31 protein-coding genes, 1 tRNA gene and 1 other RNA gene are annotated in these 26545 nt (G+C 63.1%); 18 read left to right on the top strand and 15 right to left on the bottom strand.

What is annotated here, in order from left to right; translation table 11 throughout:
- Positions 1 to 78 precede the first annotated feature (78 nt).
- Entirely contained in the window at positions 79 to 798 is a 720-nt protein-coding gene (gene yqeC, locus C442_RS18965; protein WP_008313263.1) for a selenium cofactor biosynthesis protein YqeC, read from the top strand.
- Positions 799 to 824: 26 nt separating this feature from the next.
- Here the strand turns inward: yqeC and C442_RS18960 are convergent, their stop codons facing one another.
- Positions 825 to 1430 (bottom strand): molybdenum cofactor guanylyltransferase, encoded by a 606-nt coding sequence (locus tag C442_RS18960; RefSeq protein ID WP_008313262.1) that lies wholly within the window; start codon positions 1428 to 1430, stop codon positions 825 to 827.
- 78 nt (positions 1431 to 1508) lie between these two features.
- Between C442_RS18960 and C442_RS18955 the strand changes: the two genes are divergently transcribed.
- The 6 genes from C442_RS18955 to C442_RS22955 are packed head-to-tail and all read left to right on the top strand — an operon-like array spanning position 1509 to position 5041.
- The gene (locus C442_RS18955) at positions 1509 to 3281 is read left to right on the top strand and encodes an aldehyde ferredoxin oxidoreductase family protein (protein WP_049943107.1); all 1773 of its coding nucleotides are present in this window, start codon (positions 1509 to 1511) and stop codon (positions 3279 to 3281) included.
- On the top strand, positions 3278 to 4066 hold the full coding sequence (locus tag C442_RS18950; protein WP_008313258.1) for a DUF7124 domain-containing protein: 789 nt from the start codon (positions 3278 to 3280) through the stop codon (positions 4064 to 4066). Before C442_RS18955 ends, C442_RS18950 begins: the two co-directional genes overlap by 4 nt.
- Before the next feature lie 48 nt (positions 4067 to 4114).
- The gene (locus C442_RS18945) at positions 4115 to 4381 is read left to right on the top strand and encodes a hypothetical protein (protein ID WP_008313256.1); all 267 of its coding nucleotides are present in this window, start codon (positions 4115 to 4117) and stop codon (positions 4379 to 4381) included.
- A complete protein-coding gene (locus tag C442_RS22325) occupies positions 4378 to 4521 on the top strand; it encodes a hypothetical protein (RefSeq protein WP_004591875.1) in 144 nt (47 codons plus the stop codon). Before C442_RS18945 ends, C442_RS22325 begins: the two co-directional genes overlap by 4 nt.
- Positions 4518 to 4862 carry a hypothetical protein gene (locus tag C442_RS18940; protein ID WP_008313253.1) on the top strand — a complete coding sequence of 115 codons (345 nt, stop codon included), beginning with the start codon at positions 4518 to 4520 and terminating at the stop codon, positions 4860 to 4862. Before C442_RS22325 ends, C442_RS18940 begins: the two co-directional genes overlap by 4 nt.
- A 44-nt stretch (positions 4863 to 4906) precedes the next feature.
- Positions 4907 to 5041: a hypothetical protein gene (locus C442_RS22955; RefSeq protein WP_008313251.1), complete on the top strand. Its 135-nt coding sequence runs from the start codon at positions 4907 to 4909 to the stop codon at positions 5039 to 5041.
- A 61-nt stretch (positions 5042 to 5102) separates the two neighbouring features.
- Here the strand turns inward: C442_RS22955 and C442_RS18935 are convergent, their stop codons facing one another.
- Positions 5103 to 6320 (bottom strand): DUF7405 family protein, encoded by a 1218-nt coding sequence (locus C442_RS18935; protein WP_008313249.1) that lies wholly within the window; start codon positions 6318 to 6320, stop codon positions 5103 to 5105.
- Between the two features lie 97 nt (positions 6321 to 6417).
- Here C442_RS18935 and C442_RS22320 point away from each other — a divergent pair, with 97 nt between their 5' ends.
- The 3 genes from C442_RS22320 to C442_RS18925 are packed head-to-tail and all read left to right on the top strand — an operon-like array spanning position 6418 to position 7068.
- A complete protein-coding gene (locus C442_RS22320; RefSeq protein WP_167320682.1) occupies positions 6418 to 6567 on the top strand; it encodes a hypothetical protein in 150 nt (49 codons plus the stop codon).
- Positions 6567 to 6842 carry a hypothetical protein gene (locus C442_RS18930; protein WP_008313247.1) on the top strand — a complete coding sequence of 92 codons (276 nt, stop codon included), beginning with the start codon at positions 6567 to 6569 and terminating at the stop codon, positions 6840 to 6842. Before C442_RS22320 ends, C442_RS18930 begins: the two co-directional genes overlap by 1 nt.
- Positions 6835 to 7068 carry a hypothetical protein gene (locus C442_RS18925; RefSeq protein WP_049943106.1) on the top strand — a complete coding sequence of 78 codons (234 nt, stop codon included), beginning with the start codon at positions 6835 to 6837 and terminating at the stop codon, positions 7066 to 7068. The genes C442_RS18930 and C442_RS18925 overlap by 8 nt, the downstream gene beginning before the upstream one ends.
- An 8-nt stretch (positions 7069 to 7076) precedes the next feature.
- Here the strand turns inward: C442_RS18925 and C442_RS18920 are convergent, their stop codons facing one another.
- Together C442_RS18920 and C442_RS18915 are read right to left on the bottom strand one after the other, a co-directional pair.
- The gene (locus C442_RS18920; protein ID WP_008313246.1) at positions 7077 to 7703 is read right to left on the bottom strand and encodes a TorD/DmsD family molecular chaperone; all 627 of its coding nucleotides are present in this window, start codon (positions 7701 to 7703) and stop codon (positions 7077 to 7079) included.
- Positions 7700 to 9835, bottom strand: coding sequence for a hydrogenase iron-sulfur subunit (locus tag C442_RS18915; RefSeq protein WP_008313245.1), 2136 nt, complete (start codon positions 9833 to 9835; stop codon positions 7700 to 7702). Before C442_RS18915 ends, C442_RS18920 begins: the two co-directional genes overlap by 4 nt.
- Before the next feature lie 233 nt (positions 9836 to 10068).
- On the opposite strand from C442_RS18915, the gene C442_RS18910 reads away from it, so the two are divergent.
- The 4 genes from C442_RS18910 to C442_RS18895 are packed head-to-tail and all read left to right on the top strand — an operon-like array spanning position 10069 to position 15594.
- Positions 10069 to 13470, top strand: coding sequence for a formate dehydrogenase subunit alpha (locus C442_RS18910; protein WP_008313244.1), 3402 nt, complete (start codon positions 10069 to 10071; stop codon positions 13468 to 13470).
- 11 nt (positions 13471 to 13481) lie between these two features.
- Positions 13482 to 14144, top strand: a complete 663-nt coding sequence (locus C442_RS18905; RefSeq protein ID WP_008313243.1) for a 4Fe-4S dicluster domain-containing protein — start codon at positions 13482 to 13484, stop codon at positions 14142 to 14144.
- Complete coding sequence (locus C442_RS18900; RefSeq protein ID WP_008313242.1) at positions 14141 to 14551, top strand: hypothetical protein; 411 nt, start codon at positions 14141 to 14143, stop codon at positions 14549 to 14551. Before C442_RS18905 ends, C442_RS18900 begins: the two co-directional genes overlap by 4 nt.
- On the top strand, positions 14548 to 15594 hold the full coding sequence (locus tag C442_RS18895) for a cytochrome b/b6 domain-containing protein (protein WP_008313241.1): 1047 nt from the start codon (positions 14548 to 14550) through the stop codon (positions 15592 to 15594). Before C442_RS18900 ends, C442_RS18895 begins: the two co-directional genes overlap by 4 nt.
- Before the next feature lie 30 nt (positions 15595 to 15624).
- On the opposite strand, the gene C442_RS18890 is transcribed toward C442_RS18895, so the two are convergent.
- Positions 15625 to 16023 (bottom strand): hypothetical protein, encoded by a 399-nt coding sequence (locus tag C442_RS18890; RefSeq protein WP_008313240.1) that lies wholly within the window; start codon positions 16021 to 16023, stop codon positions 15625 to 15627.
- A gap of 89 nt (positions 16024 to 16112) precedes the next feature.
- Here C442_RS18890 and C442_RS22315 point away from each other — a divergent pair, with 89 nt between their 5' ends.
- Positions 16113 to 16289 (top strand): hypothetical protein, encoded by a 177-nt coding sequence (locus tag C442_RS22315; RefSeq protein WP_008313239.1) that lies wholly within the window; start codon positions 16113 to 16115, stop codon positions 16287 to 16289.
- A gap of 670 nt (positions 16290 to 16959) precedes the next feature.
- Here C442_RS22315 and C442_RS18885 read toward each other — a convergent pair.
- The 3 genes from C442_RS18885 to C442_RS18875 form a co-directional block, all read right to left on the bottom strand.
- A complete protein-coding gene (locus tag C442_RS18885; protein ID WP_008313236.1) occupies positions 16960 to 17724 on the bottom strand; it encodes an IclR family transcriptional regulator in 765 nt (254 codons plus the stop codon).
- 337 nt (positions 17725 to 18061) lie between these two features.
- Positions 18062 to 18925 (bottom strand): fumarylacetoacetate hydrolase family protein, encoded by an 864-nt coding sequence (locus C442_RS18880; protein ID WP_008313235.1) that lies wholly within the window; start codon positions 18923 to 18925, stop codon positions 18062 to 18064.
- Positions 18926 to 19390: 465 nt separating this feature from the next.
- Positions 19391 to 19993, bottom strand: a complete 603-nt coding sequence (locus C442_RS18875) for a class I SAM-dependent methyltransferase (RefSeq protein WP_008313233.1) — start codon at positions 19991 to 19993, stop codon at positions 19391 to 19393.
- Positions 19994 to 20093: 100 nt separating this feature from the next.
- Here C442_RS18875 and C442_RS18870 point away from each other — a divergent pair, with 100 nt between their 5' ends.
- Positions 20094 to 21779: an acyl-CoA synthetase gene (locus C442_RS18870; protein ID WP_049943105.1), complete on the top strand. Its 1686-nt coding sequence runs from the start codon at positions 20094 to 20096 to the stop codon at positions 21777 to 21779.
- A gap of 402 nt (positions 21780 to 22181) precedes the next feature.
- Here the strand turns inward: C442_RS18870 and ffs are convergent.
- Together ffs and C442_RS18865 are read right to left on the bottom strand one after the other, a co-directional pair.
- An RNA gene (gene ffs, locus C442_RS21145) (signal recognition particle sRNA) lies at positions 22182 to 22494 on the bottom strand.
- Positions 22495 to 22573: 79 nt separating this feature from the next.
- Positions 22574 to 22987 (bottom strand): DUF7548 family protein, encoded by a 414-nt coding sequence (locus tag C442_RS18865; RefSeq protein WP_008313228.1) that lies wholly within the window; start codon positions 22985 to 22987, stop codon positions 22574 to 22576.
- Positions 22988 to 23066: 79 nt separating this feature from the next.
- Here C442_RS18865 and C442_RS18860 point away from each other — a divergent pair, with 79 nt between their 5' ends.
- Together C442_RS18860 and C442_RS18855 are read left to right on the top strand one after the other, a co-directional pair.
- Entirely contained in the window at positions 23067 to 23342 is a 276-nt protein-coding gene (locus tag C442_RS18860; protein WP_008313225.1) for a DUF5798 family protein, read from the top strand.
- Between the two features lie 74 nt (positions 23343 to 23416).
- Positions 23417 to 23491: transfer RNA gene (locus C442_RS18855), tRNA-Arg, on the top strand.
- Positions 23492 to 23771: 280 nt separating this feature from the next.
- Here the strand turns inward: C442_RS18855 and C442_RS18850 are convergent.
- From C442_RS18850 to C442_RS18830, 5 genes are all read right to left on the bottom strand, one after another.
- Positions 23772 to 24188 carry a PIN domain-containing protein gene (locus C442_RS18850; RefSeq protein ID WP_008313223.1) on the bottom strand — a complete coding sequence of 139 codons (417 nt, stop codon included), beginning with the start codon at positions 24186 to 24188 and terminating at the stop codon, positions 23772 to 23774.
- A gap of 9 nt (positions 24189 to 24197) precedes the next feature.
- Positions 24198 to 24428: a hypothetical protein gene (locus tag C442_RS18845; protein ID WP_008313221.1), complete on the bottom strand. Its 231-nt coding sequence runs from the start codon at positions 24426 to 24428 to the stop codon at positions 24198 to 24200.
- Between the two features lie 410 nt (positions 24429 to 24838).
- Complete coding sequence (locus C442_RS18840; protein WP_008313218.1) at positions 24839 to 25717, bottom strand: mechanosensitive ion channel family protein; 879 nt, start codon at positions 25715 to 25717, stop codon at positions 24839 to 24841.
- Complete coding sequence (locus C442_RS18835; RefSeq protein ID WP_008313216.1) at positions 25717 to 25965, bottom strand: YhbY family RNA-binding protein; 249 nt, start codon at positions 25963 to 25965, stop codon at positions 25717 to 25719. Before C442_RS18835 ends, C442_RS18840 begins: the two co-directional genes overlap by 1 nt.
- A 52-nt stretch (positions 25966 to 26017) precedes the next feature.
- Positions 26018 to 26305 (bottom strand): ribonuclease P protein component 4, encoded by a 288-nt coding sequence (locus C442_RS18830; RefSeq protein ID WP_004591847.1) that lies wholly within the window; start codon positions 26303 to 26305, stop codon positions 26018 to 26020.
- Positions 26306 to 26545 lie beyond the last annotated feature (240 nt).

The following is a 26545-nucleotide window of genomic DNA, read 5'->3' as shown; positions in this document are numbered from 1 at the left end:
TAAATGACGTGACTGGTCCGGTTCCGTTATCGTGCGCACCAGGGTAACGGTTAATCCGACTACTGCCGTGTAGTGCGTATGGACATCGTCGACGCGCTGGACGCGCAGCACGGGACCACCTGCCTTGTCGGCGCTGGGGGGAAGAAGACGACGATGGCAACGCTCGCACGTCGCCTCGACCACGCTGTCGTCTCTGCGACGGTCCGGATTCCGATTTTCGACGGCTGGGTCGAGAACGTTGTCGTGACGGAAACCCCGCGGGAAGCAATCGAGGATGCGACTGCGTGGCCGCTGGGCGTCGTCCCGACACAGGAGCGGCCGGACCGCTACCGCGGCTACGACCCGGAAACTGTCGCCGACTTGACCGACATCGACCACCCGGTTCTGGTGAAAGCCGACGGCGCGCGGATGCGGGAGTTCAAAGCGCCGAGCGACCGCGAGCCACAGCTACCCCCGACGGCGTCGACGGTCGTGCCTATCGCAAGCGCCCACGTCGTCGGCGAACCGCTGACCGACGACCTCGTCCATCGCGTCAACGAAGTAGCCGCGATTACCGGGCTCGACCCCGGCGACGAGATTCGACCGCGAGATGTCGCCGCGGTCCTCGCCAGCGGCCGCGGCGGGCTGAAAGACGTCCCCGCCGGCGCGACAGCGATTCCATTGCTCAACATGGTCGACGACGCTGACCTCGAAGCGAGCGCGCGGGCCGTCGCCGAGGCGATTCACGACCGCGCCGACGTGCCACGCGTGGTGCTCGCGGAAATGCGAGCCGACGACCCGCTGGTGGCAGTCGTCTGAGACGAGCCGACACCGGCCCCGTTCGTTCAAAACTGTTCGGCCGCGGCCTCGAACTCCTCGCGGGTGTTGAGGTTCTCGAACGTCTCTAGCGTGGTGTGTTCGAGCACGTCCTCGCGCTCGACGACGACGTAATCGAGGTCGAAGACGGGTTCGACGACCTTGTGCTCGCCGCGTTCCAGCGCTCGCCGGCAGGCCGCCCGCATCGCCTCGGCGTGGTACACCGCCTGTGTCGTCTGGAACCACTCGTCCGGTCGCGGCACTGCGGCCTCGTGGGACGCCGCCCGCTCGAACAAATAGTCGACAAAGCCCGGGTCGACGAAGGGCATATCGCACGCGACCACGGCGGCGTACTCGCTGTCGACGGCCTCCAGCCCGGTCGCGATGCCCGCCATCGGCCCCTGGTCCGGGTCCGCATCGAGTGCGAACGTCGGGTCGAGTGTATGGCCCGACAGCGCCGCGTCGATAGCCTCGACCTGGTCCTCGCGGCAGTTCACGACGAGGTCGTCGACGACCTGTCCCAGTCGGTCGGCGACGCGGCGAATCATCGGTGTCCCCGCGAGGTCGGCGACGGCCTTGTCGCTGTCGCCGAACCGCGTCGACCGGCCGCCCGAGACGATGACTCCTGCGCGCATACCCCGACTTCTCGGGTCTGAGGGAAAGGTGCTTCGCGCTGTGGGTAATCCTTTAGTCGACAGCCGGCAGAGTGTGGGGTGATGACAGTGGCCAATCGGGACCGGATGCTCTACGTCGATCTGTCGTCGGCGTCGGTCGAGAGCCGTCCGGTCCCCGAGGCCTGGCGTCGCCAGTTCGTGGGCGGCAAGGGACTCGGCGCTCGGTATCTGTACGACGAACTCGACGCCGGCACCGACCCGCTGGGTCCCGAGAACGTCCTGCTTTTCATGCTCGGCCCTGTTTCCGGGCTGTTGCCGGGCGAGACGCGCTACGCGGCGGTCACGAAGTCGCCGCTGACCGGCGGCTTCCTCGACTCCTACGCGGGCGGGACGTTCCCGGACACGCTGGCTGGCGCACTGCAGGACCACATCGGGATTCTGGTCACCGGTCGCGCCCAAGAGCCGGTCAAGCTCGTCGTGGAGGACGACGGCGCGACCGTCGAACCTGCTGAGACGTGGGGCAAGGACACGGCCAAAACCGACGCGGCGTTCCCCGACGGGGCGGTGGCGTGCATCGGCCCGGCGGGCGAGCAGGGCGTCGCGTTCGCGACCATCGCCTCCGACGGCGGCGAACACCACGCCGGCCGGGGCGGTGCCGGGGCCGTGATGGGTGCAAAACGATTGAAAGCAGTCGTCGTCCGCGGCGACCCGCCGACGGATCTCGCGGAGCTACGGGAACAGTACGCAACCCGATATCGCGAGGGCGACACCGGGCAGTGGCTCCACGCCAGCGGCACCGTCGAGACGGTCGATTTCGCCAACGAGGTCGGCGCGCTCTCGACGCATGGCTGGGAGGACGGCCAGTTCGAGGGGGCCGACGGCGTCGGCATCGAGGCCGTGCAGGAACTCGCCGCGGGTCGGGAGTACGACGACGACGGGAGCCCCGGCGGCTTCCGCGTCGAGACGGAGAACGGCGAAACCGTCCCGCGCGGGGCGACGGCGATGAGTCTCGGGGCCGGCCTGGGAATCGACGACTTCGACGCCGTGGCGGCGCTTGGCGAGACCTGCAACCGGCTGGGGCTCGATCTCATCAGCGCCGGGAGCGCCGTCGCGTGGGCGATCAAAGCTGGCGACGCCGGCCTGCTCGACGAGTCGCTCGATTACGGGAGTCCCGACGACGCGCGGGCGCTCCTCAAAGAGATCGTCGCACGGGAGACGATGCTCGGCGACGCCCTGGCCGACGGCGTCGATGCGGCCTCGGCCCGGCTGGGCGGGGACGACCTCCTGCCGACGGTCAAGGCCATGGAACTGCCGGCGTACGACCCCCGCGGCGCACGGAGCATGGCGCTGGCGTACGCAACCAGCGACCGCGGGGCCTGTCACCGGCGGGCGCTCCCCATCGAGCGGGAAGCCTTCGACGGCGACTGGAGCCCCGAGCGGGCGGCCGCGGCCGTCATCCGCGAACAGGACCAGCGCTCGGTGCTGTGGTGTCTCGTCGTCGATGACTTCGTCGGCGACGCCTTCGAGGACCTCGGCGCGGAGTGGCTCGACGCTGTCGGCCTAGATACGGATGGCGACCTCGCGACAGTCGGCGAGCGGGTGTGGAATCTGACGCGCCTGTTCAACGTCCGCGAAGGCGTTTCCCGAGCCGACGACGAACTTCCGGCGAAGCTGCAGGAACCGCTCGACTCTGGCCCGAACGCTGGCGCGGCAATCGACGCCGAGTCGTTCGACGCGATGCTCGACGAGTACTACAGTCAGCGCGGCTGGGACGCCGACGGCCGGCCCACATCCGAGACAATCGAGCGACTCGGCCTCGCGGACGCCGTCGACCAATCGACACTACCAGCGGACACGACACTCGGAGAATGACAGACGAAATCGACCTCGACGAACTCGACGTACAGGACGACGAGGAGACGCCGAACCGGGGCGACTGGTTCTGGAGTGGTGAGGGCGACCCAGAGGACGAACCCGACCCCGGAGCGACTGGGACCGCATCGGTGCGGCCCGACAGCAACGCCGAGGCTGAGAGTCCCGGCGCGGCCGCAGGAACGGGTCCTGCTTCGGACACTGGTGTCGGAGGGAACGGCGGAGATACCGCCAGCGCGGACCCCGGAGGCCAGGCGGTCCCTCACGTCCCGCGGGAAAACAAGGACAAGCCGGTCGGCATCCCGACGGACAGCGGCGGCGCGGGCGGCGCGGCCGCGACCGACACGGACCCGGCCTCGAACGTCGCCGAGGACCCCGCTGCCGGCGAGGAACCCGTCGAAGCGAGCGGTCCCCACGGCGGCGGCATCGACGACATGACGATGGCCGTAACCTACGACGCGGCCCGGCAGTTCGCCGACCCGCAACTGGTCTTCCGCGAGGCGCGGGCGTGGGCCGACTGGGTTGGTATCGTCGGCGACGTGGAGGCGTTCGTCATCAACAAGTTCCAGCGTGACCACGGCATCGACGCCGACTTCTTCAGCGGCGCGGGTCAGGAACCGGCCGAACGCCTCGCCGACATCGACGAGCACTCGATGTTCTACGCCGAGCGGATGGTCCTCGTCGGCCGTCCGGACGACGAGCCCATCGCCGACCGGACGGGCTGGGAGTTTATCCCGCTCGCCGACGCCGCCGAGAAGGCGGAGTGGGAACTCGCTGACGAGTAACGCCCTATATTTATAATGCTTGCTGGTCATTGTCATACACGAACGACAATGACACTCCGAACCGCGGTCCACCAGTCGAAGATACTCACGTTCGTGGTATTGGGTGCGTTCGTCTGGCTGTTACTGACACTGTTCGAAGTACTGTCGGCCATCGACTTCGCGACCGGAACAGCGACGTTCGTCGGTCAGAACGCGCTGGGCGGCATCGCCGGGGTACTGGTGTTGGCCATCGTGCTCGGCGCGCTCGTGGTCCTGTACTCCGAGATAACCGAGTCGGACCCGGCCCCACAGTCGTGGCCCCCGTCCGAAGAATGACGTACTACAGTTGCGAGGAATGCGGCCAGATGATCGACCTCTCGGCGTTCGAGGGGCAGCCGCGCCGACAGAACTGTCCGGTGTGTGAGGAGACGACGCTGTGGACGCCCGAGTTCGAAGGCGAGGGGGTGTCGTTTTGACGCTCGTCTTCGAGGTAAGCGACCGCCTGTACGAGGCGGCCCAGGAATGGGCCGACCGGCGGTTAGAGGACATCGACGCGGCGATGGAAACGAAGGTCGAGCAGGCGCTGCTGGAGATTGAACACCTCGTCTCACAGTCCCACGACGTGGCGTTCGAGGTTGACGGCCGCGAGGTACAGTACGAACCGACAGAGGAACTGGCCGCGTTGCTCAGCCGACAGGCCGAGGAGAGCGGCCTCGACGAGAACGCGGTCCTGAAGATGCACGTCGACCTCTACGCGAACGCGTTCCTCGACGAAGTCACGGACGAGCAGAAACCGCCGGGAACGCCGTCTGAGTGACGGCACCAAAACTTAAGCCCGGTCACTACGACAGATGATATACAATGGCACACGAAGAGAGTGAGTGGAAGCCGAAGGGTGCGACAGAGACGTTCAACGACTTCGAGGTCTGGGACCACGGCGTCTGGCCGGGCGACGTGAACCAGAACGACACGACGACGGACGACGACGAGGAGTGAGCCGCTGCCGACGTCAGGTCTCGCACTGTTTTCGTGGCCCCTCCCTATACGCGAGCGACAGCTACGGGGCCGGGAAGGCCCGTTTGTCACGCGGCGGGACGTAGAAGTTCGAGCGTGACGCAACCTCGATAAATTCCAGCAGGCCGTTGTTCTGTCGGTCCCGGAGGTCTTCGTGCTCTTCTCGGAGCCACCAGCCGTTCATCGCGTCCCGAACTTCCTCGAAGTCCCGCGGGCGTTCCTGTAGAGACAGGAAGTGAATCCCGGCCTGGCCGCCGTCAATCGTGTTGAAGTCCCGCCGGAGGACAATCGGCTCCCCGTCCTTGCGGGCGCGGGCCACCTTCTCGAAGTGGCCGACCTCGCCCTCTGTACTCGCGTGCTCGCGGACCATGTCGGCGAAGGGGAGGGCACCTCTGTCGATGTCCTCCGGGGAGAACTCCGCCGAGAACAGTCGCTTGACGCGGTCGGACTGGGCGAGTTCCCACCAGTTGTCGAAGGCCTCGTTGATTCGCGAGAGGTGTATCGTCGTCCCGCCGGCGTAGGGGCCGTCGTCGATGGTGACGCGGTCCTCGCTGGCCTGCGTCCCGGCCCGGCCGGCGAAAAAGCCCGAGAACATATACGACTCCTCGGGGATGTCGGCGGGGACGCCCTCCGCGTCGGCGTGGGCCGCCGGAAGCCCCTCGCCGATGAAGCCGCCGCGGCGGTCGGCGACGGAGAACACGTCGCCGAGTCGACCCTGAATCTCCGCGTCCGCGAGCGTCGGCCGCGTGTCGAACATCGCCGATTCGGCGGCCGCGAGGTGTGAGGGAACGTCGCTTGCGAGGACGAGCATTGCGTCGAAGGCCTGCAGATCGGGATCGTCCGTTCGGGAGAGGACCCGCGGGCTGCGTATCGGGGACGAATCGAGCGACCCGTAAGTATCGAAGTAGCTCGTCCCCCAGCCAAGCATATGCAGGAGTCCCGAACTGGTGAACTCGTAGGCGTCTTCCAGCGTTCGCATCGCTAGCTCGACAGTCTCCGCGGCCGGATCTGACGGTGACCCGTCGAGGTCGAGCATGAACAGACGGAAATGACGCGGCAACAGGTCGTTGCCGGCGGCATCGCTCCGAAGGCGCTCGTTCCAGGCGTGTTGCCGTATTGGGAGTTCGTCGGCTCGGGGGTTCGGGTCCAAGTCACCCGTCGGCGACTCCGCTTGCCTGGCCAGCAGGGACGAACAGCCGCTGAGACCGGCCGCTCCGGTGAGTGCGGAGAGTCGGAGCAGCAGGCCACGGCGTGATGTCATGGTATGCTATCACAGGGGTAGGGCTACGTGGAGAAAAACTTTGTCTCAAGACAACAGGTCACAATGGTTTTTTACTTGCCAGTCCGTACCATAGTTCATGTTAACTATCCCCATACACTCGGAATCAGGGCTCAACCTTCCGTTTCCACCCGACATGGGCGCGATGGTCCTCGGTGTCGGCCTGGTCGTCCTCGCCGTCATTACGTACGATATCTATCAGCAACACTGGAACGGGGAGGGAACCTGATGGCCACCGAGCAATCGAACACCCGACTGACCGCTGTCTCGCTCCTCGGATATCTCCGAATCCTGGTCTACACCCTCGCCACGCTGCTGGCGCTGTCACTGCTTGTCGTCGGAACAATCGGACTCATCGCCGAGCTCAAGGGAAGCTGGCACTGGGAGATCCACCTCAAATCGACTATCAGCTACATCGGTCTGTTTGTCAGCCGTCTGCTGGCCGTCCTCGTCCCGCTGTTCGTGGTCCTCGTCGTCGGTCGGCGGGTGGTGCCCGATGCGTGAGCGACTGCGTGCGAACCCCTTTGGCGTCGTTGCGGCGGCGTCGGTCACGCTCCTCTGCGTACTGGTCGCGGGCGCGGGCGCCGTCGCGGTCGTCGCACGGTCGGTCAACTCCTGGCGGTCGCTCTTTTTCATGGAACAGGCGATGGCGTTCCTGCTGCCCGCGGTGAAGGTCCTGCTGGTCGTCGGCCTCATCGCAAGCACTGGGCTCGTGCTCCGTATCCGGTAGCCGTCCTGCTACCCGACCTGCGCGACGATTTCGTCCTCGAAGCGGACCAGTCCCTCGCAGATGAGCGCCGCCGCGAGGAACAGCCCGTCGTCGGCCTCCTTGCGCATCTCGTCGGTGAAGTCGACGACCCACTCGCTGAGGTGTTGCTCGATGAACACCCGCTCGTAGCCGACGGTCTCCTCGTCGCCCTCGCGCTGGCGCTCAATGAGATACCGCAGGAACGCCATCTCGACGGCGACGAAGTCGTTCTCTTCGGGGTAGTCCTCGGGGGGTGCCCATCCCGCTGCGGCATAGCTGGCGTCGACCTCGGCCAGGCCTTCGCCGATGAACTCCGTGTCCGCCCGATAGTTCGTCTCGTGGGGCAACACCGGCGGCCGCGGGCCGACGAGCAGGTTCGTGTACTCCCGTTCGAGGTCGTCCTGCACCGCCGAAACCGACCGGTCTGCGTTCTCGTCGATCCACGTCGCAAGCACCTCGAAGCCCTCGTCGAGTTGATCGTTGATGGAGTCTTCCGGCAGTTGAACCTCGCCGCTCAACAGCCGCTCGACGAACGCTTCCTCGGGCACGTCCCAGAACACGTCGATGACGAAGTCCACCAGTTCGAGGCGGGCCTCGTAGACGGCCGCGTCGTTCATCGTTTCTCCCCCTGGTCGAACAGCAGGCGACTCCGACAGTCGCTACAGTACTCGAAGACGCTGTGGTCGGCGTCGGGGGCCAGCCCCTCGACCTGGTCGCCGACCTCTTCTTCGATTTTGTCAGCGGAGGCGACGCTAGTGAACGGGGTGCCACAGCGGATACATTCCAGCATGTCGCCCTCGTGGACGGTCACCCAGGCCTCGCCGTCGCGGTTCTCCGGTAGCAAGGAGAGGTCCAGGCCATCGTGCATCGTAATCGCCGTCTCCGGACACCCCTCCTCACAGAGGCCGCAGTTCACGCAGTCCGCGTGGTTGAACGCCAGTTCGCCGTGGCCGGTTCGCTTGATGGCGTCGGTCGGACAGAGGGTCGTACAGGTCGGCGTCAGGGTACACGCGTCGTTGACGTCCATGACGCCGAAGTCCTTCAGCCCGCGAATCACCTCGCGTTCGGGTTCGACGTACTCCATGATGGTCCGGACGCTCTCCAAGGTCCAGCCGTGGGAATCGAAGTCGGGGTTCGGCCGCGGTTCCTCGCGGTCGGTGTCGCTGCGGCCGGTCGCCTCGTAGTCGCCGGCCGGAATCGGGGTCTCGTCGAGGCCGAACTCGACGAACCCGGACAGCGACTCGACGAAGGCCGCAGGGTTGCCCGCTTCCGGGGCGAAGAAGCCCACACGGTCACCGAGTCCGAGGTCGGTCGTCGCCCGATTGAGCCGGTCGACCAGGTCCTGCTTGGGGTCCGGGCCGGAGTGGAGGCAGGAGCCGCCACAGCCGACGATGGCGACACCGTCAGCGCCGGCCGCCAGCGCGTGCATGACGTGGGCCTCGCCGACGGTGTCCGTGCAGTTGACCCGGACCGGGAGAATCGGCGGGTAGTCGAGGTCGCCCGACCGGACGGCCTTGCGGCCGTGCGCGCGGAGCCGTTCGGCGGCGTACTCCGAGCAGACGAACGCGACGACCTGCGTATCGATACCGGCGCTGTCGCCGCGCGACAGCAAGCCCTCATCCGAGTCGTCTTCCAGCAGCGCCTCGACCTCGCGGGCGAGCCGTCGGTTCGAGGGCTCGCGGAGCTGTGTCGCGCCCGTCGGACAGGAACTCGTGCAGGCTCCGCAGTTCTCGCAGGCCACCTCGTCGAACTCCACGGAGTCGATAGTCGGCCGGTCGACCGCGCCGTGGGGGCACGCGTCCACGCAGGCCGTACACCCCTCCTGGCTGGACGCCCCCGCGGCACACACGTCCATGTCGAGGTCGAGGAACTGCGGCTTCTCGATGCCGCCCACCTGCGATTCGACTGCGGCGATAGTTCCGGCGTCGACCGGCCCGGTGTAGAAGCCGAGCCGGCCGCCGTGGGCGTCGTCGCGGCCCCCGGGATAGATGACCTGATCGACCTCGACGGTGCGGGTAACCCCCTCCAGGTCGATAGCGTCGGTCGGGCAGGTGTTCGTCCATTCGCCGTCCGGTGCGTCAGGGTGAATATCGACGGGGAACTCGGTCACCATCCCGTCCGGCCCCTCTCGAACGCAGTCCATGCAGTCGATGCAGTCGTCGGTGACGCGGGCTTCCAGCGTGAGTTCGTACTCGCCGTAGGAGCCGTCGATGTCGACGACGCGCCCGCGCTCCATCGTCACGTCACCGAGCCCTTCCACGTCGGCGAAGTCCCGCCCGTCCGCAATGAACAACACGTCGGCGTCGTCGGTCAGTGACCGCGCTGCTTCCGGATCACCAACGACGGCGACGCGGTTCCCGGCGTCTTTCGACACCGTCCGCGACGGCGCTTCCTCGCTGAGGCCGGCCCGCTTTGCATTGATGAGACGGGCCGTCTTGTCGGTGGCCGCGGCCCCGTCGTGGACCCAGGCGTTGGTTTCCCGGTGGTCGACGAACACCGATGCCTCGGGGTGAAGGCCGTGTTCGTCGGCGAGCCCGCGGATGCGGTCCTGACACGACGGCTCCGGTGTCGTCGCGATGACCTGATCGAGGTCGTACTCCTCGATGACCTGTGACATCCCGGCCAGGCCGTCCTGACAGAGCAGTTCGGAACTGGCCACGACGTCGACACTGTCGACGCCGTCCCGTACCGCTTCGAGGTCGATATCGCACGATCCTCCACAGGAACACACAAAGGCGCCCGTGTTCATTAATCATGCAAAACCCTGTCCCGGTAATAGACCTTGCGGAGTGTTCACACATCTATTCATGAATACAACCCCAAATATTTGGCCGGGTGGAAAATTTCATGAATTATTATGGCTAACTATGACACATTTTATCATGGATGACATCGAATTTGTGGCACGTCTAGAGAGACAATGACAAACCAGATCTCGTGGCAAACACGGACAGCATCGGTAATGGGTGGGCACCATTCACCATGAGTACACAACAGGAACCAGTCTCACTGGATCTCGACCGGCGCTCGTTCATGAAGGCGAGCGCCCTCGCGGGCGGGGTCGCCCTCGGCGTCAGCGGCGCTGGTCGGGCGCTTCAGGAGGACGGCGAGGAAACGGACGGGACAGACACGGACACCGAACTGACCAAGACGATCTGTAACTACTGTTCGGTGGGCTGTGGCTTCCGTGGTGAGAAGGAGGGCAACTCCTTCGTCGGCATGGAGCCGTGGCATGAACACCCGATAAATGCCGGGTCGTTGTGTTCGAAAGGGGCCGGCATCTACGAGACCGAACATTCCGAGAAGCGTCTCAAACACCCGATGATACAGGAGGACGGGGAGTGGCGCAAACTCGGCTGGAACGAGGCCTACGACCGTCTGGCAACGGACATCCGGGCGCTGTGGCCGGATGACGATACCCCCCCGAGCGAGGCTGTCGACGTCGACGCGGAACACAGTCGCGAGAGCGTGATGCTGCTGGGCAGCGCCCACCACTCCAACGAGGAGGCCTACGCCATCCGAAAGCTGGCGGCGTTCATGGGCACGAACAACATCGACCACCAGGCGCGTATCTGTCACTCCACGACGGTGACGGGACTGGCGAACACCTGGGGCTATGGCGCGATGACCAACACCGTTCAGGACTACCGGAACTTCGACCTGAACATCATCATCGGCCAGAACCCCGCCGAGGCACACCCGATTGCGATGCAGCACATCCTCGAAGGGCAGAAACGCGGCGGGACCATCCTCAATCTGGACCCGCGGTTCACGAAGACGTCGGCCCACGCCGACGAGTTCATGCGGTTCCGTCCGGGCACCGACGTGGCCCTAATGATGGGTATCATCAAAGAACTCCGCGACAAGCACGGACTCGCGATGGACCCCGACGCGGACGATTCGGGGCAGAACATGCTCACTGACCGCGTCCAGGGCTGGGAGGACGTCGACGCCGAACTCGACGAGTACGACAAGGAGACGGTCGAGGAAATTACCTGGGTGTCCGCCGAGGACATCGAGCGCATCGCCGACATGATTGACGAGGCCCGGCCACACGTCCAGATCGAGTGGGCGATGGGTGGGACCCAGCACAACAACGGGACCCAGAACATCCGCTCGTATGCGATGGCGAGCCTCGCCTCCGGGAGTGCGGCCCGGAGCGGCGGCGGCCTCCAGGTGATGCGCGGACACGCGAACGTCCAGGGGGCGACCGATCTCGCGGTCGCGAGCCACATCCTGCCGGGGTATTACGGCCTCACAGCCGGCGGCTGGTCGTGGTGGGCCGAAATCTGGGACCGTACCCCCGAGACCAGCGGCTCCACCTCGTTTGCGGACCTGTACAACCGGTTCGAGCTGATGCCGCCGGAGAAGTACGTCCGCCAGAGCCCGAACTACGAGGGCAGCGAGGACGCGAACGAACTGCCGCCGAGCGGCGATCACGGCCCGGACAATCCGGCCGAGAACTCGATGATGTTCCAGAACGGGCTGACGGTGGCCCGCTGGTTCGAGTCGGCGCTCGATAAGGCAGACCGCTATCAGGAAACGCCGATCTACCAGCCCGACCAGACGAAAATTGCGTTCTTCTGGGGGCACTCGGCGAACTCCATCAGCGAGATGGAGCAGATGAAAGAGGGGATGGAGAACCTCGACCTGCTGGTCGTTGTCGACGTGTTCCCCTCGGTCGCCAGCGTCCTGCCGGACTACGAGGACGGACCGCCGGTGTTGCTACTGCCGGCGTCCAGCCAGTACGAGCACCACCGGTCGCTGACCAACACGAACCGGTCGGTGCAGTGGTCCGAACCCGTCCGCTCGCCGGCCCACAACTCCAAGCCGGACCTCCAGATCATGCAGGAACTGGCCGGCTATCTGGGCTTCGGCCAGCACTTCGACTGGGGCGCGGGCTCGGAGCTGTACAACGGGAAGTCGAGCTACGAGGGCGTCGTCCGCGAGTTCAACCTCGGGACCAACACTATCGGCTACCGCCAGACCCCCGAACGGCTCCAGCAACACCTGGAGTACGACTGGGCGTTCTCCAACGAGGACCTCAAAGGGGCCGAGGGGACGCCGGTCGCGGGCGAGTACTGGATGCTCCCCTGGCCCTGCTGGGGTGAGGACCATCCGGGCACCCCCATCATCTGGAACGACGACTTGGACCCCAACAACGGGGGGCAGGACTTCCGGACCCGCTGGGGCGTCTCGGCACCGACCCCGGAGGACTGGGACGCGATGCCGACGGACGACGAGTACCCGATGCAGAACACGCTCGACGCCGTCGGCGACCGATACGAGAGCCAGGAGGAGGCGCTGGACCTGACCCGGGCACCGTACAACCCCGAGTGGGCCGACGACGACGACACTGCTGCAGACGGCATGATTCACGGCATCCCGGAGTATCCGGGCTGGAAGGTGACGCCGCCACAGAGCCTCGTGGACCCCGAACAGGAGGTTCAGCCGGACGAGCTCACCATCCCGCAGCAGTACGCACTCGATAACCAGGAGTCGGTGTACACCGCCGCGCAGGCGCTGAACGACCCTGAAACCGGGAGTTCGGTGTTCGACGAGTACCTCGAAACGATGATCGGACAGGGGGTCGACCCCGAGTTCTACGAGGAGTACGATTACAACCAGCCCGACGCGCCGACCGGACGCGGCCGAGCGCGGGCCGTCGTCTGGAGTTTCCTCGACAAGGTACCGGTCCACCGCGAACCCATCGAAGGGCCGGACACGGAACTGCTGAACGAGTGGCCGGCCAACGGCCAGCAACGGAACTTCTATCGGCTCGACCAGAACAACCTCGAAGAGCAGGAACAGGCCACGAACATCATCCACAATCAGGACGACGGGCCTGATCTGGACATGATCATGACCAGCGGTCGGCAGGTCGAACACCAGGGCGGTGGTGCGGAGACGCGGAACAACATCCACACCGCCGACCTCCAGCCGCATATGTACGCTGAGATAACGCCGAACAAGGCGGAGGAACTCGGCGTCGACGGCGGCGACCTCGTCGTCATCTCCTCGACGGACCGCGGCTCCGTGCTGGTGAAAGCCCGCGTGACGGACCGGCCGAACGACCAGGAAGTGTTCCTGCCCTACCACTGGGGCGGCGTGTTCAAAGGCGAGAGTCTGGAGGACAAGTACCCCGACGGCCACGTTCCCTACGCCATCGGGGACTCAGCCAACGCTATCACGTCCCGCGGCTACGACGTGGAAACCCAGATGCAGGAGACGAAGGTGTCGATGGTCGCGGTCAACCCGGCGACGCCGGCGGTGCTTGACCAGTACAACATCGACGTGGACCTCGATCTCACGTTCCCGCAAGACGAGAACGACGTCGGGACACAGAAGGACTTCGACGTCCGCGACAACTCGACGGTGAAATGAGGTGAGCTAGTATGTCAACAGGCAACGAAGTGATGCACGACGGCGTGATGAGTACCGGCGAGGACGCGAGGATCTTCCCGGACGTCGAAGCGTGTATCGACTGTGGCGGGTGTGTCGTCTCCTGTAAACGAACGTGGGACGTCCCACGGGACGAACAGCGAATCAGTATCGCGACGATGCTCGAAGGCCAGGAGGCCGCGTCGGGGCTCAACGCCAGCAGCGGCAAGGCGATGGAACAGGGTGAGTCACCCGGCGAGACCGCGGTGCCGATGCAGTGTTATCACTGCGAAAACGCGCCGTGTATCTCGGTGTGTCCGACCGACTCGCTCATCTCGAAGGAGAACGGCTTCGTCCGGGTCCGGGACGACCTCTGTATCGGGTGTCAGTACTGCCTCTCGGCGTGTCCCTTCGGCGCGCCGCAGTTCCCGAACGAGGACGAGGGCGTCGCGAACCTCGTCGGCAGCGGTGGCAACATGGACAAGTGTACCATGTGCGAGGAACGCCAGGACGTCGGCAAGGGGCCGGCCTGCGCCGAGGAGTGTGCCACTGACGCCATTCTGGTCGGGACGCCCGCCCAGATATCGGACGAACTGGACAACAGGGACAGCGGCACGTTCTTCAACGACGTGGCCATGGACATCATCTTTGGCGAGGACGCCAGTGAGTTCCAATGACTGACAGGGACGACCTTCCGGAGGTGAACGGGTATAGCCGCGTCTCGGTGCTCATCAGCACGGTCGTCGGCCTCGTGGTCGCGGGGCTGGCGCTGTTCTGGGCACAGGGATTCAGGATCGGCTACGAGTCGCTGTACCGGGTCAATCCAAGCGTCGAGGGCGGCGGTATCGGCTCGGACTGGGTGTTCGGCAACACCATCCCCGCGCTCGACTTCCTCATCGCGCTCATCCACGCGGCCGACGTCATCCTGGGTGCGTTCATCCTCGTGATGGTGTTCATCCACTGGGCGGCGTTCCAGCGGCTGGCCGACCAGATGCGTGAGCCGGGCGAGGACGTCAGCGAGGCCGTCGCGGCCGACGGTGGCTCGCCGAACAGTGGTGACAGACAGGGGGGTGACGGCGCATGAGCAATCTCGACCACGGGAAGTTCACGCGCGTGACGACCCTGTTCCACTCGCTGCTGGGGCTGGACGTGTTCCTGCTGTTTTTCACCGGCTACGCCATCATGTTCAACGACGAACTGTGGTGGATGCTCACGCTGATGGGCGGGGCCTCGGGTGTGACGGCGATCCACCGTATTACCGGCATCGGGCTGATTGCGCTCGTCGTTTTCTGGATCACGCTCCAGATTATCTCCTCGACCGGCCGGAGCAACTTCTCGAAGATCCTCCCCGCGAAGGATGACATCGACGCGTTCATCCAGGACATCCAGTTCGTGCTGGGCCGGGCCGACGAACGCCACCCGAGCGCGCGACAGTTCGCCGGCTACAAGGCCGACGAGGTCCCGCTGCTGTCCTACATCGGCAAGGGCGTCGTGTTCATCTTCTCCATCGAGCTGACCCTGCTTGCGATTTCGGGCCTGCTCATCTGGAGCAAGACCGGACTCGCCGCGATGTTCCAGACCAAGGCGGCCGCGATGGCCTTCGTCACGTTCCACGGCCTGCTGGGCGTCATCATGCTGATGGGAGTCATGTTCCACATCTTCGAGCACGGGATGCATCCCGCCTTCTACCCCGTCGAGACGAAGGCGTTCATTCCTCGAAGCATGGTGCCAGAACACCACGGCGACGACGAGGAGCCGGACACCACGGGCATCGAACGGCTCTCGCTGTCCCCGTCCTGGCGAACTGTCTCGACCATCTTCGGTGCGATGACCGTTATCGGCATCGTCTCGGTTCTCATCGGGAGCATCTTCGACGAGGGCTATCCGGTGCCGCGTGAGCTCGCAATCGGCGGCGGGCCGGCGAGCATCCTGTTGACTATCGGTATCAACCTCGGCATGATCGTCCTCGGTGTCGGGCTCGTGCTGTCGATGTACGGGAACGTCCTGCGCATCCGCTGGGAACAGCAGTTAGAGGAAGAGCGGGAACCGCCGGCCGCGGCCGACGGGGGCGAACCCCAGACTGACGGCGGCCAGCCGAACACTGACGACGCTGCGTCCGAGAACTGAATCGCCCGTGCGCCGTTTTTTGCCGTGCGACTACGCGATCAGTGCCTGTCCTTCGGGCGATAGCTCGACGTCGACGTCCTGCCGGGTCTGTTCCTGAATCTGATTCAGGTTCCGAGTCAGGACCTGGAGGATGTCTTTCGGTTCCGGGTAGACGAGCATGTTGCCGTCGCCGTCTTCCATGACCAGTTGTGTATCCGAGAGTGCAACCTGGTCACCCTCGATGCTGGCGACGATGACGTCCAGCGCCTCCGCGCCGCCGGGGTCGCCTTCCGTCACCTTCGTGATATAGAGCGCATCCAGTCCGATGAGGTCCTTGTACTCGCGGACCTGTTCGGCGCAGGCGACCATATCCTGTGTCACAGCCGTCTTTTCGGCGTTGCCGTGATCCCCCTCGTGGCAGTGTTTACAGATTCGGAGTTCGAGACGCATGCCCCTGTCTATGTGATTGGCTCTCATTATCGTTGTGGAGGGCGCGCTCAACCACTAGTGTTTACTGTACCGCTGTGAAATGGTATCATATGGCATCAGCGCTCAACGCGGTGTATCTGGCACTGGTCGTAGTCGTCGGCGTCGTCGGAACGCTTTTCGTCGCAAGTATCAGGTCCGCCGACGTGCGGTCCCGGTGGCTCGAACTGTCATCGATCGGGATCGTGGTACTGTTCCTGCTGTCCCTGGGCGTCCAGTTCCTCGCGTAACCGTACCCGATTGCCGGGAGACACTGCCGAAGCGATAGCCATCGTTGTGTCTCTGCCAAGCAAGATCCATCGACGGATGGCTCGAACTCTAGCTCAGTACCGGCAAATATAATCCAATCTACCCAAACTTATGAATATATTTTCCTTTATCTATTTTTCAGGCACTGAATTAGCGCTATATCTCGGAGACTCGTATATAAATACAGTATTTGGGTGTACTCCCCCGAAAGTCGGTGGGTTTAGCTACTACTTAGAACGTATCCAGTGATAGGAAACCGATAGTCGATATCCCTCGTTTAGAGTAACAGTAGTACATCCATTATTGAGATAGGGACCGCGTCAGGGGCGTGGTACTATATAGTACCACACGGTGTAAGATAGCGTTGGAACGTCGTTCACTCATGATGAATGATACGTATAGTGGCTATTTATCAAACAAAACCTAGAACCGGCATCTATGAGATGAAAGCCGGAACTCGTGTCTACTCGTTCGTGTCGCGGGACCGAAACACATGCTCGAAACGCCTTCCAGACATACTTCCAGTACCCTCCTGACTAGTCTGTGCTGTTCTGCAATCACTGGCCAAGGACGGTGCTATTGTCGAAATACGCTGTTTAATTACCGCTGTCACAATACTGTACTACCGTTCACCTTTTCTGAACACTGCTGTTACGAATAGGTAACGTTCAGCTCGATGACGTTGGCGACTTCCAGTACCTTCTGTGGGAGTTCCTCGCGGAACCGATCGCCACGGAACCGATTTGTCGGTCCCGAAACGCTAATCGCACCGATGATTTCGTTATCGTGGTTGAGCACTGGGGCAGCGACACAGCGGAGCCCTTCGAGACGCTCTTCGTCGTCGAAAGCGACGCCGCGGTCCCGGACGTCCGCTAGCTCTTGCTCCAGTTCCGCTCTACTACTGATCGACTTGCTGGCCTCCCCGCCGAGTCCGTGGCGGTCGACGATCGCATCGACCCGTTCGGTCGACATATGTGCGAGGATCGCTTTTCCCAGCGCTGTCGTATGAAGCGGAACGCGTGTTCCGACGTGGGCCTTGACCTGGACAGCTTTGTCTCCCCGAGCACGGTACAGGTACGACCCGCGGCCGTGTTCTTCGACGAGAATATTCGCGAGTTCGCCGGTTTCTGCGGCCAACCGATCGACCTCTGGCTTCGCGATCCCGAACAGTTTCTCCCGGTGGCGGGCGTATGCCCCCAGCTCCAGAAACCGGAGCCCTACCTCGTACACACCGTCCCTGTTGACAACGTACTCCTCCTGTTCCAGCGTGCTCAGATAGTTGTGAACCGTGCTCTTCGGGATGTCGAGATGCTGGGCCAGTTCGGTGACACCGGCCCCGTCGAGGTCTTTCAGTGCGTCAAGCACCTCGAACGTCGTCTCGGCGGATTTGACTGGGTTTTGAGCGGTCTTTGCCATACCCGATCATGGTACGCCCTCGTATTAAACAGTTGTTCAAACATCTGGGACAGAGCGGTGACCTCGATGCCACACCGGTTTCTGTCACGACATATCGATGGCATATCACCGCACACAGACACGTACGTTCCGGCCGATTGTCGCAAGTAGAGATACCCATAGAGCGTGTAGGCAACCGACGGGTGACAAAACTCTGTTGGGACAAATCCTCACAGCAGACCGACACACAGGCACGCAATCGGAACCAGTCGAGGGCCGAGTGGGGTATCACGCTGTGAAACCCCATGCGAAGGGGTTCCCAGAGAGACCGCGGCCCCGCTCCCGGTTCACTAGCCGCTCAGACGACCGTGACGGGATTTTTCAGCGTTCCGATAGACTCGATGTCGATGGTGACTTCGTCCCCTTCCTGCAGCGTAAAGTCGTCGTCGGGAACGAGCGAGGTCCCGGTAAGTAGCACCGATAGTTCGGGGACCGCGTTGTGTGCGGTGTAGTACGAGACGAGTTCCTCGCAGGTGCGTTTCATCTCGCTGGTGTTGGTCTCCCCGTGGTAGACACGCTCACCGTCGCGGTGGATCGACATCGAGAGCGCCAGCGAGTGTGGGTCTTCGATGTCCGTGACGACGGCCGGGCCGACCGAACAACAACGGTCGTACACCTTGGCCTGAGGGAGGTACAGCGGGTTCTCCCCCTCGATAGACCGACTGCTCATGTCGTTGCCGACAGTGTACCCGACGATTTCTCCCTCGTAGAGAACGATCGCAAGCTCGGGCTCGGGCACGTCCCAGTCCGAGTCGGCCCGGATACCGACTGCTTCGTTGGGGCCGACAGTCCGATTGGGCGTCGACTTGAAGAAGATCTCCGGTCGCTCCGCGTCGTGCACGTACAGATACATCTCCGGCGTGTCGCTTTCCTCTGTCCGCGCTTCTTCACTGATCTGGTACGTAACGCCGGCGGCCCAGACTTCGTCGGCAGTGACGGGGTCGGTAGCATCGGCTTCGAGTCGCCGCTCGGACACCGCTTCAGCGGCATCGAGATGGCGGGCACTGAGTTCGTCCGGTGCAGTCTCCGCAATCGAGGCCGACTTGAGGAGGTCACGGAACGTGCGGAGTTGCGGTTTGACGCTGGTCAAATCGTACACACCGTCCCCAGTTTCGACCGCTAACCGCTGTGAGTTCCCGTCGCGTAGCTGGTAGTACCTCATACAGAGTAGCAAACTGCAACAATACATCAATCTTGCGCTGCCAACGGCTTATTTTCTGCCTGTCGCAAGGGGACACAGACACTAGCTGTGGAGGGCATCAGTTGGAGAGCATCAGTTACCGGCGGTAGACATATAGTCGGTACAAACGGCACTTTTCACAGAGATACACAAGAAACTCCCTTCCGTCGGTCGGTAATCCATTTCCCATCAGGCGAACTGCCGTTCAGTAATACGGAACATCACGGATGACAGACGTACATACGTTATTCTGGTGTCCCAGTGAGTCTGTCGTGAGAGATGGACCTCTATCGAGCCACAGATCACGTCCGAAGTTGGACTTGAGTTCCCTAAGTACCACGTAATCTTCTAATTACGCTCATTCTCTTGCCGAATAGCACATATATAGGACGTACTTATCAATATCTAACTTCATATGCCCTAATATAGGCCTATCTGTGTAACTCCTCACTTAGGTGCCTGAAATATGCGGACGGTGTCCCGCTTCCCATCCATCGAATCCACTTCAGTAAGTCCACAGTCTGTGAACACCGCGTTCCAGTCCCGATAGTACAGCGGGACGTTGTCGTCGACGTAGTTTACTTCACCCGGGTCGCCGCCCTCGTTCTCGACGGTGATCAGCAGGTCATCGACGATACGCGCCAACTCCTCGAACGCCCAGTCCACGTCCGGGTGGAGGTGCTGCAGCGTCTCGACGGAGAAGACGACGTCGTACGCGTCGTCCGCGACATCCGTGACGAACTCCTCGATAGCCATCGCGTGGAACGAACCGGTGGCCGCAAGGTCGGGGTACGTCTCGGCGAGGACATCTAACGCGTCGGCGTTGATGTCGACCCCGGTCAGATCCGAGTAGCCAGCGTCAGACAGTGCAGCGAGGTGCCGCCCGGAGCTACACCCGACCTCCAGAATAGCCGCGTCCTGCTCGACGTGCTCCGCAAGTATCGACTGCACTAGCTCACTCGTCTCGTCCGCTCCATAGTAGGCATAATACGCGGGGGAGTATTCGCCGGACCGGTCGGCCCACTCCTCGCGGATGTCGGTAGAGTCCACGGTCAAGTCGGGAGGGGAAGACGGAAAGTTCTGCCGGCTCGGTCGCAGCGGCGGTGGTTCGACCGAAAGACGCAACAGCCACCCAGCCGACCGGTATGCCATGGTCTGGACAGTGATGCCGGACTTCGAGGGGTACGACGAGGCCCGCGATCAGTTCAGCTGGGACCTCCCGGCGTCGTACAATCCGGCGGTCGATTTTCTGCAAAAACACGACGACCCCGACAGGGTGGCGCTCGAACAGGCATACCCCGACGGGCGGCGCGAGCAGTACACGTTCCGCGAACTGGACGAGCTATCGGACAGGCTCGCCGCGGGGCTGGCCGGGCTCGGTGTCGAGGCCGGCGACCGGGTCGGCGTCGTCGTGCCACAGAAGCCACAGAACCCGATCACACACCTGGCGAACTGGAAGCTCGGAGCCGTCTCGGTTCCGCTGACGGTCCTGTTCGGGACGGACGCACTCCGGTATCGGCTGGACGACGCCGGCGCGACCGCCGCGGTTATCGACCCCGCCGTGCGCGACGATATCGATGCAGTCCGGGACGACTGTCCGGCGCTGGAACACGTCGTCGAGATCGAAACCGACGCACCGGCGAGCGATGTCCACGCCTTCGAGGATGTGCTCGCCGCGCCGGAACACACCGATATCGAACCCTACGAGTCCACGCCGGACACCGATACGGCGATACTGTACACGAGCGGGTCGACGGGGCCGCCGAAAGGCGTCCGTCACGCACACGCGCTCTGGCTCGGGCGAGCCGCAGCCGCGTACAACTTCTTCGATCAAGGGCTGGGACCGGACGCGACGGTCTGGACGCCCGCGGACTGGGCCTGGGGCGCGGCGCTCGGGGGGACGCTCTTCGCGACGTGGCACCACGGCGGAACCATCGTCGGCTACCCCGCCTCGGGGTTCGATGCCGAGGAGGCGTTCAGCCTGCTTTCTGAGTTCGGCGTTACCCGGTCGTTCATGCCGGCTACCGCCCTCCGAATGCTGATGGACGTCGAGAACCCGACGGCGGCGTACGACCTGGCCATCGAGACGTTCGCCGTCGGTGGCGAGTCGCTGACGCCCGAAATCGTCGACTGGGTGGCGGAGACGTTCGACTCCGTCACCATCAACGAGTTCTACGGCCAGACGGAGCTGAACCTCGTCGTCGCCAACAACTCGAACTGGTTCGACACCCAGCCCGGCAGCATGGGTAAGCCGCTGCCAGGATACGATTTGACGATTCTGGACCCCGACGCCGCCGACCGCGGCGTTGCTGAGCCGCTCTCGACCGGCGTACTCGGCGAGATAGCGCTGCGACCCCACGACCGTTCGGTGTTCTTCGACGAGTACTGGAACATGCCAGACAAAACCGCAGCCAAGGAGGTCGAGGGCTGGTTCGTCACCGGTGACCTGGCCCGACGGGACGACGACGGCTACGTCTGGTTCAAATCGCGCAAGGACGACGTCATCATCACCAGCGGCTACCGCGTCGGCCCGATGGAGGTCGAGAGCGCGATTCTCGAACACTCCGACGTGGTCCAGGCGGGCGTCATCGGCGTGCCCGACGACACGCGCGGCGAGATCATCAAGGCCTACGTCGAGGCAGCCGAGGACGCGCCGAACCACGATACGCTCCGGACAGAAATCCGGTCCGTCGTCAGAGAGGGCCTCGCCGAGTACGAGTACCCTCGCGAGATCGAGTTCGCCGATACGTTGCCACAGACGACCAGCGGGAAGATCCGGCGGAAGGAACTGCAGGAGTGGAACGCCGACGACAGTGCTGCCGGCGGGCCACCGTAGTCTCCAGTGTGGCTCTCGGTAGTCATAGAGCGTCCGAAACCAGTTGTGTATGATGGATACTGTCGACTTCAAAAGGTAAGTTGGGAGCCGATATGCAAAGTTGTGGTGTGAAAAGACCATAATCGATAGAAAATAGAGATTCCAGTCCTATCTGCTGTTTTTGGTGTTTACATTCTAAATATACAGAGCTAAATCTGAAGGACATATCTAAGACACCCCTTCATTGGTGTCCCTCTGTAGTGTGTTGGTCAATCATAAGCCGGGAGCGTGGTCCAGCGGATGGTGGACCGCGGTCGTCAACCTCCGTTGACCGGCACCCGAGCGACGTACAGATTGCGTCGATAGCTTTCGGAAAACGACTGCAATACGGCTGCTCGGGGAAATTAAACGCAGGTATGAATGGAACGGACAGCCAGGATGGCCCGGCGTTCGGACGCGGGTAATCCCGTTTGCCTCCTCCACCCCGCGACCCCACGAGCGACGGGTGTTCGATGGTCCGCTGCTCACTTCCGTGCCTGGCGGAGTGCCATCGTTTAACCACATGGGCGCACCCCTGCAGGTGCGACCACGCGGACCGCCGTCCCCGTGGGACGAGGCTTCCACGTTAGCTTACGGGGTCCACGTCCGTCAGACCGGACGCCCCCGGTGTTCGGTCCCCGCTCAAGACCACAGTGCGGGCGAGGAGGGGGGCCTAGCCCCCCGACCTAGTCCATCTGAAACTCCGCCGCCGCCCCATAAGGGCCTTTCGGATGCGCCCACAGACCGCTGGACGACGCGCCGGTGGGCAGACCGGCCTACAGCAGGTCCAGCGCCCGGGCGAACCATGTCCCACCGAGCGGGATGAGCGCACCTGCGAGGACGACACCCCAGCGGTGGTACTCCATCAGTGTCGACTCAGTCAGTCCCAGCACGAGGCTCTCGGGAACGGTGACTGCCCAGAGGACGCTGAGGGCGACGATGAACACGCCCATGCCGATGCTGGCCCCCGCCGCGACACTCGGGTCCGACCGACCCTCGCGGCCGGCCGCCAGCACGATGATACAGACGAGCGCGAATACGCCCGGTAGCAGCGGGGATAGCGCCCCTGAACTGTAGTACGCCCCCACGGCACTGGTCGTCTCGACGAGGCCGTACGGGACCGCAAGTGCAAGGAGATACAGAACGCAACCGACGATGCCGACAGCCGGAGCGAGCCGTAAGTCGTCCATACCGTTGCTCGGTCCGGCGGCGTCATAACAGCGACGTTCGAGCGAAACGAGGAAATGTCGCCTCTCCGTAACCGTGGCTATGGGACTGGGTTCCACCGCGAAAAAGATACAGAAGGTCGCCGACATCGCCGAGGACCTCTACAAGAAGGTCAACGAGCTGAAGTCGCAGCTGGAGGACCTGCGCAGCACCGTCGACGAGACGAACACCCGCGTCGACGGGATGGAACAGGAACTGGCCGAACAGCGCGCACTCATCGAGGCACTCGCCGAAGAACGAGGCGTCGACACGGAGGCTGTCGTGGCCGAGGTCGCTGCTGACACCGACTCCGACACGGCTGAAGCGGTTTCGGAGTAATCCCGTGACTGCGGTCCCATGGCGCGGCGGAACCGGTTGGTTTAAACCATAACGTCATCATACCATTGTACGTAGGGCGCTTAGCTCAGCTTGGACAGAGTGCTTGGCTTCGGACCAAACCGTCGGGGGTTCAAATCCCTCAGCGCCCGTGATTTCTGCGCGAACGACAGTGAGCGGTGAGGAGCGTCGGCTGCGGGATTTGAACCACGCGAGACGAGCGAGAGCGAGTCTCGCAGTCGGGTGCAAATCCCGCAGCGCCCGTAACGGATTTTCGAGGGGCAAATCGACAGACTGCGAAGGATCGGTATTGCTCTTAAGTGCAATGTTGTTGCTTTCGTTCGATAACCAAACGGTTCGGAACGGAGCTTGTGCCTTCTGGTGGATTTCCTCCATCTCCACTGCGCGCCGCTGAGAAACTCACTCAGGCGTTTAGCGGGTGTCAAACGAGTTGATCACGTCGGTCGTCGAGTAAGTCTCGACCAGATTCTGGTCGTTAAAGTCGGAATCATCGCTCCAGATGGCTGCATCGTTGGCAATCGCACACGCCAGATAGAGAACATCGTCCGGGTCGGTGTCACCGATTGCTTCCTTTGCCTGTTCGATAGCTTGGTAGAAGTCGTCACCAGGAACAACTTCGATGTACTGGAACAGGAGGTCGATGAATTGTGTCACTCGGTCCGGCTCCATCCCGGATTTCTTCACGATTAGCTCCTCGTAGTTCTCGATTTCTTCGTGGACGAAGGCGGGTGTCAGGAGGTCGGGTTCGAGTGTGACGATGAGCTCACGCGTTTTTGAGTCAGCGATGAGTGCAGAGATGACGACGTTGGCGTCAATGACCAGCTTCATTTGTCGTCTCTACGCCGATTCCTCGTCAACGCGCTTACGTCCGCTCTCGTTTATTTTGTCGGCGATTTCCTGTACGTCGCTCTCGGTGAGATCGCTCTCACTGGTGAGTTCGTCCATCACTTCGAGCGCCTCGATTTTTTCTACTATGGCCTGTCGCGTGACTTCGCTCCAGTTGATTTCCGGGTGGCTCTCCATTCGCTCCTTGAGGTCGTTGTCCACATTGACGGTGATACTAGGCATACAGAAACCTATGGGTTCACAGATTACTGTATTTTTCGGTGTATCTAAGAGCGCTCGAATTCGGTTGCCTCACGCCTATCAAGGGGATTCGCTCGCCCCACGAACGAGCGCCCTCAGCGCCCGTGATTTCTGTGCGAACGACAGTGAGCGGTGAGGAGCGTCGGCTGCGGGATTTGAACCACGCGAGACGAGCGAGAGCGAGTCTCGCAGTCGGGTGAAAATCCCGCAACGCCCATCGCAGATCTTCTCCACCCAAACCGTCCGACAGCGGCGGCTTAGTTCTGCCAGTGAACGGAATGGACTTACTGTCCCGAGGTGACGGAGGCCGCGACCGAAGCACGAGTATGGCGATACCGACACGGTAGCCAGATACCCCGGCCATTTACAGCCAAAATACGCTACTGTGCGGTTCAGTCGTCGGCCGGCTCCACGACGCCGTCGAGTCCGGTCATCTCCAGCCCGCCACCGATGGTCCGGTTCGGGTACGGCATATTGATGTCCTCGGCATCGAAGCGTTGCTTGACTGCCTTGACGTATTCAGCGCGCGTCTTGACGAAGTCGGACCGACTCGGGTTCTTGATCCAGATACGGGACTGCAGTCCGACGGAGGAGTCACCGAGTTCAACGAGGCGAACCGATGGCTCGGGGTCGTCCATAATCTCCGGGTGTGCCCTGGCCTCGTCGAGAATGATTTCAGTCGCCTCGTCGATGTCGTCGTCGTAGTCGATACCGAACACGAACTTCAGTCGGAGTTGCTCCTTGGCGACGGGGTTCTTGATGACGCCATCGGTCAGATTCGAGTTCGGCACGGTCAGCAGCTCGTTGTCGAAGGTCCGGACGCGGGTAACACGGAGACTAATGTCCTCGACGACGCCGGAGTTGCCGTCCCACTCGATCCAGTCGCCGATCCGGAACGGCTTGTCGGTGTAGATGAACACGCCGGCGACGAAGTTCTGGATGACGTCCTGCATCGCGAAGCCGATGGCAAGCGTCGCCGCGGCGGCGATGGTTGCCAGCGACTGCAGGAAGTTCCCGTAGTCGGCCATCCCGAAGGCGACGGAGATGGCGACGAACACGACACCGATGCTGACGACCTTCTTCAGCGGCCGCCGTGCGTGGGTATCGAGGTCCCGTGACTTGAGCGAGCGGTCGACGATGGGGAGCACTATCGCCTTCCCCAATGCGTAGACGAGGACGAAGGCGACGACGAAGACCACTGCCGAGGCGATGGACCCGGCCGCCGGTACGCCGAAGCCATTGAGTAGGTCGGTGAGCGGTTGGACCTGCATCATTTCTCGAACACCGCGGTGTGGCCCCGCACTTGAATCACCTCAGCGTTGACCATCTCGGCCAGGTCGTCAGCGAGTTCCTCGGCCGTTGTGCCGCCCCGGGACGACCGGAGGAACTTGACCTTCACGAGGTCCGTGTTTTCCAGTTGGTCGTCGAGTTCGTCCGCTACGGATTCGATGCCGTGTTTGCCAACGCGGAGCGTCGCGTCGAGGTCGTGTATCCGCGACTGTCGAGAAGAGTCACTCATGTACACCGTTTAGCGAAGACAGCCCCTTAAAACCAGCAGTCGTAAAGAATCCTCAGTCGTACGGATAGCGGGACTGTGCCCCACAGTCACACGTAATGACGACGTGGCCGGACTGGGTCCGGGATCGGGCGTTGTGTCCGTGCAGCAGGTACGTGTCGCAGGCGTCACACGTCGACCGCTCGAACGACCGCGGCAGGCGCAGGCGGTGGCGTTCGGCGACCCGACGAGCCCGGCGGACGTACGACCGGGCGCGCTCCTCGTTGCCGGCCTGGACGGCCTCGCGAGCGAGTGACTGGAGGCGCTCGATCCGCTCGCGGGCGATGGTCGCCTCGTCCGTCATTGCCGGTACTGTGTCGGCGGCGGGAAAATGCCTTCCGAACGAGCTAGCAATTGTCGACGCACGGTTTGGTAGCTTTGTGAACAGCCAGAAAGCCCCGAGACGCTGGGCTACTGCGACTCTCACGGCTCGCTTCGCTCGCCGTTCGAGTGGTCGCGGCGCGGAGCGCCGCGCACTCGCTGCGCGCTTCTTCGCTCCCTACCGTCGCTCATGCAGTGCTTGCTTCGTCTCGAACGCCCAGCG

The organism is Haloarcula amylolytica JCM 13557 (assembly GCF_000336615.1).
Classification (GTDB): Archaea; Halobacteriota; Halobacteria; order Halobacteriales; family Haloarculaceae; genus Haloarcula; species Haloarcula amylolytica.
The sequence above is the reverse complement of the archived record's forward strand: the minus strand, read 5'-3'. Positions and strand labels throughout refer to the sequence as shown.

What these genes read in the sequence shown, in the direction of transcription:
- C442_RS18845 (WP_008313221.1), bottom strand. Translation starts at nt 24,428, where the DNA reads ATGCCTAGTATCACCGTCAATGTGGACAACGACCTCAAGGAGCGAATG.
- C442_RS18850 (WP_008313223.1), bottom strand. Translation starts at nt 24,188, where the DNA reads ATGAAGCTGGTCATTGACGCCAACGTCGTCATCTCTGCACTCATCGCT.
- C442_RS18830 (WP_004591847.1), bottom strand. Translation starts at nt 26,305, where the DNA reads ATGACGGACGAGGCGACCATCGCCCGCGAGCGGATCGAGCGCCTCCAG.
- C442_RS22325 (WP_004591875.1), top strand. Translation starts at nt 4,378, where the DNA reads ATGACGTACTACAGTTGCGAGGAATGCGGCCAGATGATCGACCTCTCG.
- C442_RS18900 (WP_008313242.1), top strand. Translation starts at nt 14,141, where the DNA reads ATGACTGACAGGGACGACCTTCCGGAGGTGAACGGGTATAGCCGCGTC.
- C442_RS18950 (WP_008313258.1), top strand. Translation starts at nt 3,278, where the DNA reads ATGACAGACGAAATCGACCTCGACGAACTCGACGTACAGGACGACGAG.
- C442_RS18890 (WP_008313240.1), bottom strand. Translation starts at nt 16,023, where the DNA reads ATGCGTCTCGAACTCCGAATCTGTAAACACTGCCACGAGGGGGATCAC.
- C442_RS18925 (WP_049943106.1), top strand. Translation starts at nt 6,835, where the DNA reads ATGCGTGAGCGACTGCGTGCGAACCCCTTTGGCGTCGTTGCGGCGGCG.
- C442_RS18870 (WP_049943105.1), top strand. Translation starts at nt 20,094, where the DNA reads ATGGTCTGGACAGTGATGCCGGACTTCGAGGGGTACGACGAGGCCCGC.
- C442_RS18930 (WP_008313247.1), top strand. Translation starts at nt 6,567, where the DNA reads ATGGCCACCGAGCAATCGAACACCCGACTGACCGCTGTCTCGCTCCTC.
- C442_RS18915 (WP_008313245.1), bottom strand. Translation starts at nt 9,835, where the DNA reads ATGAACACGGGCGCCTTTGTGTGTTCCTGTGGAGGATCGTGCGATATC.
- C442_RS18895 (WP_008313241.1), top strand. Translation starts at nt 14,548, where the DNA reads ATGAGCAATCTCGACCACGGGAAGTTCACGCGCGTGACGACCCTGTTC.
- C442_RS18840 (WP_008313218.1), bottom strand. Translation starts at nt 25,717, where the DNA reads ATGCAGGTCCAACCGCTCACCGACCTACTCAATGGCTTCGGCGTACCG.
- C442_RS22315 (WP_008313239.1), top strand. Translation starts at nt 16,113, where the DNA reads ATGGCATCAGCGCTCAACGCGGTGTATCTGGCACTGGTCGTAGTCGTC.
- C442_RS18835 (WP_008313216.1), bottom strand. Translation starts at nt 25,965, where the DNA reads ATGAGTGACTCTTCTCGACAGTCGCGGATACACGACCTCGACGCGACG.
- C442_RS18880 (WP_008313235.1), bottom strand. Translation starts at nt 18,925, where the DNA reads ATGAGGTACTACCAGCTACGCGACGGGAACTCACAGCGGTTAGCGGTC.
- C442_RS18910 (WP_008313244.1), top strand. Translation starts at nt 10,069, where the DNA reads ATGAGTACACAACAGGAACCAGTCTCACTGGATCTCGACCGGCGCTCG.
- C442_RS22320 (WP_167320682.1), top strand. Translation starts at nt 6,418, where the DNA reads ATGTTAACTATCCCCATACACTCGGAATCAGGGCTCAACCTTCCGTTT.
- C442_RS18885 (WP_008313236.1), bottom strand. Translation starts at nt 17,724, where the DNA reads ATGGCAAAGACCGCTCAAAACCCAGTCAAATCCGCCGAGACGACGTTC.
- C442_RS18935 (WP_008313249.1), bottom strand. Translation starts at nt 6,320, where the DNA reads ATGACATCACGCCGTGGCCTGCTGCTCCGACTCTCCGCACTCACCGGA.
- C442_RS18920 (WP_008313246.1), bottom strand. Translation starts at nt 7,703, where the DNA reads ATGAACGACGCGGCCGTCTACGAGGCCCGCCTCGAACTGGTGGACTTC.
- yqeC (WP_008313263.1), top strand. Translation starts at nt 79, where the DNA reads ATGGACATCGTCGACGCGCTGGACGCGCAGCACGGGACCACCTGCCTT.
- C442_RS22955 (WP_008313251.1), top strand. Translation starts at nt 4,907, where the DNA reads ATGGCACACGAAGAGAGTGAGTGGAAGCCGAAGGGTGCGACAGAGACG.
- C442_RS18905 (WP_008313243.1), top strand. Translation starts at nt 13,482, where the DNA reads ATGTCAACAGGCAACGAAGTGATGCACGACGGCGTGATGAGTACCGGC.
- C442_RS18945 (WP_008313256.1), top strand. Translation starts at nt 4,115, where the DNA reads ATGACACTCCGAACCGCGGTCCACCAGTCGAAGATACTCACGTTCGTG.
- C442_RS18860 (WP_008313225.1), top strand. Translation starts at nt 23,067, where the DNA reads ATGGGACTGGGTTCCACCGCGAAAAAGATACAGAAGGTCGCCGACATC.
- C442_RS18960 (WP_008313262.1), bottom strand. Translation starts at nt 1,430, where the DNA reads ATGCGCGCAGGAGTCATCGTCTCGGGCGGCCGGTCGACGCGGTTCGGC.
- C442_RS18865 (WP_008313228.1), bottom strand. Translation starts at nt 22,987, where the DNA reads ATGGACGACTTACGGCTCGCTCCGGCTGTCGGCATCGTCGGTTGCGTT.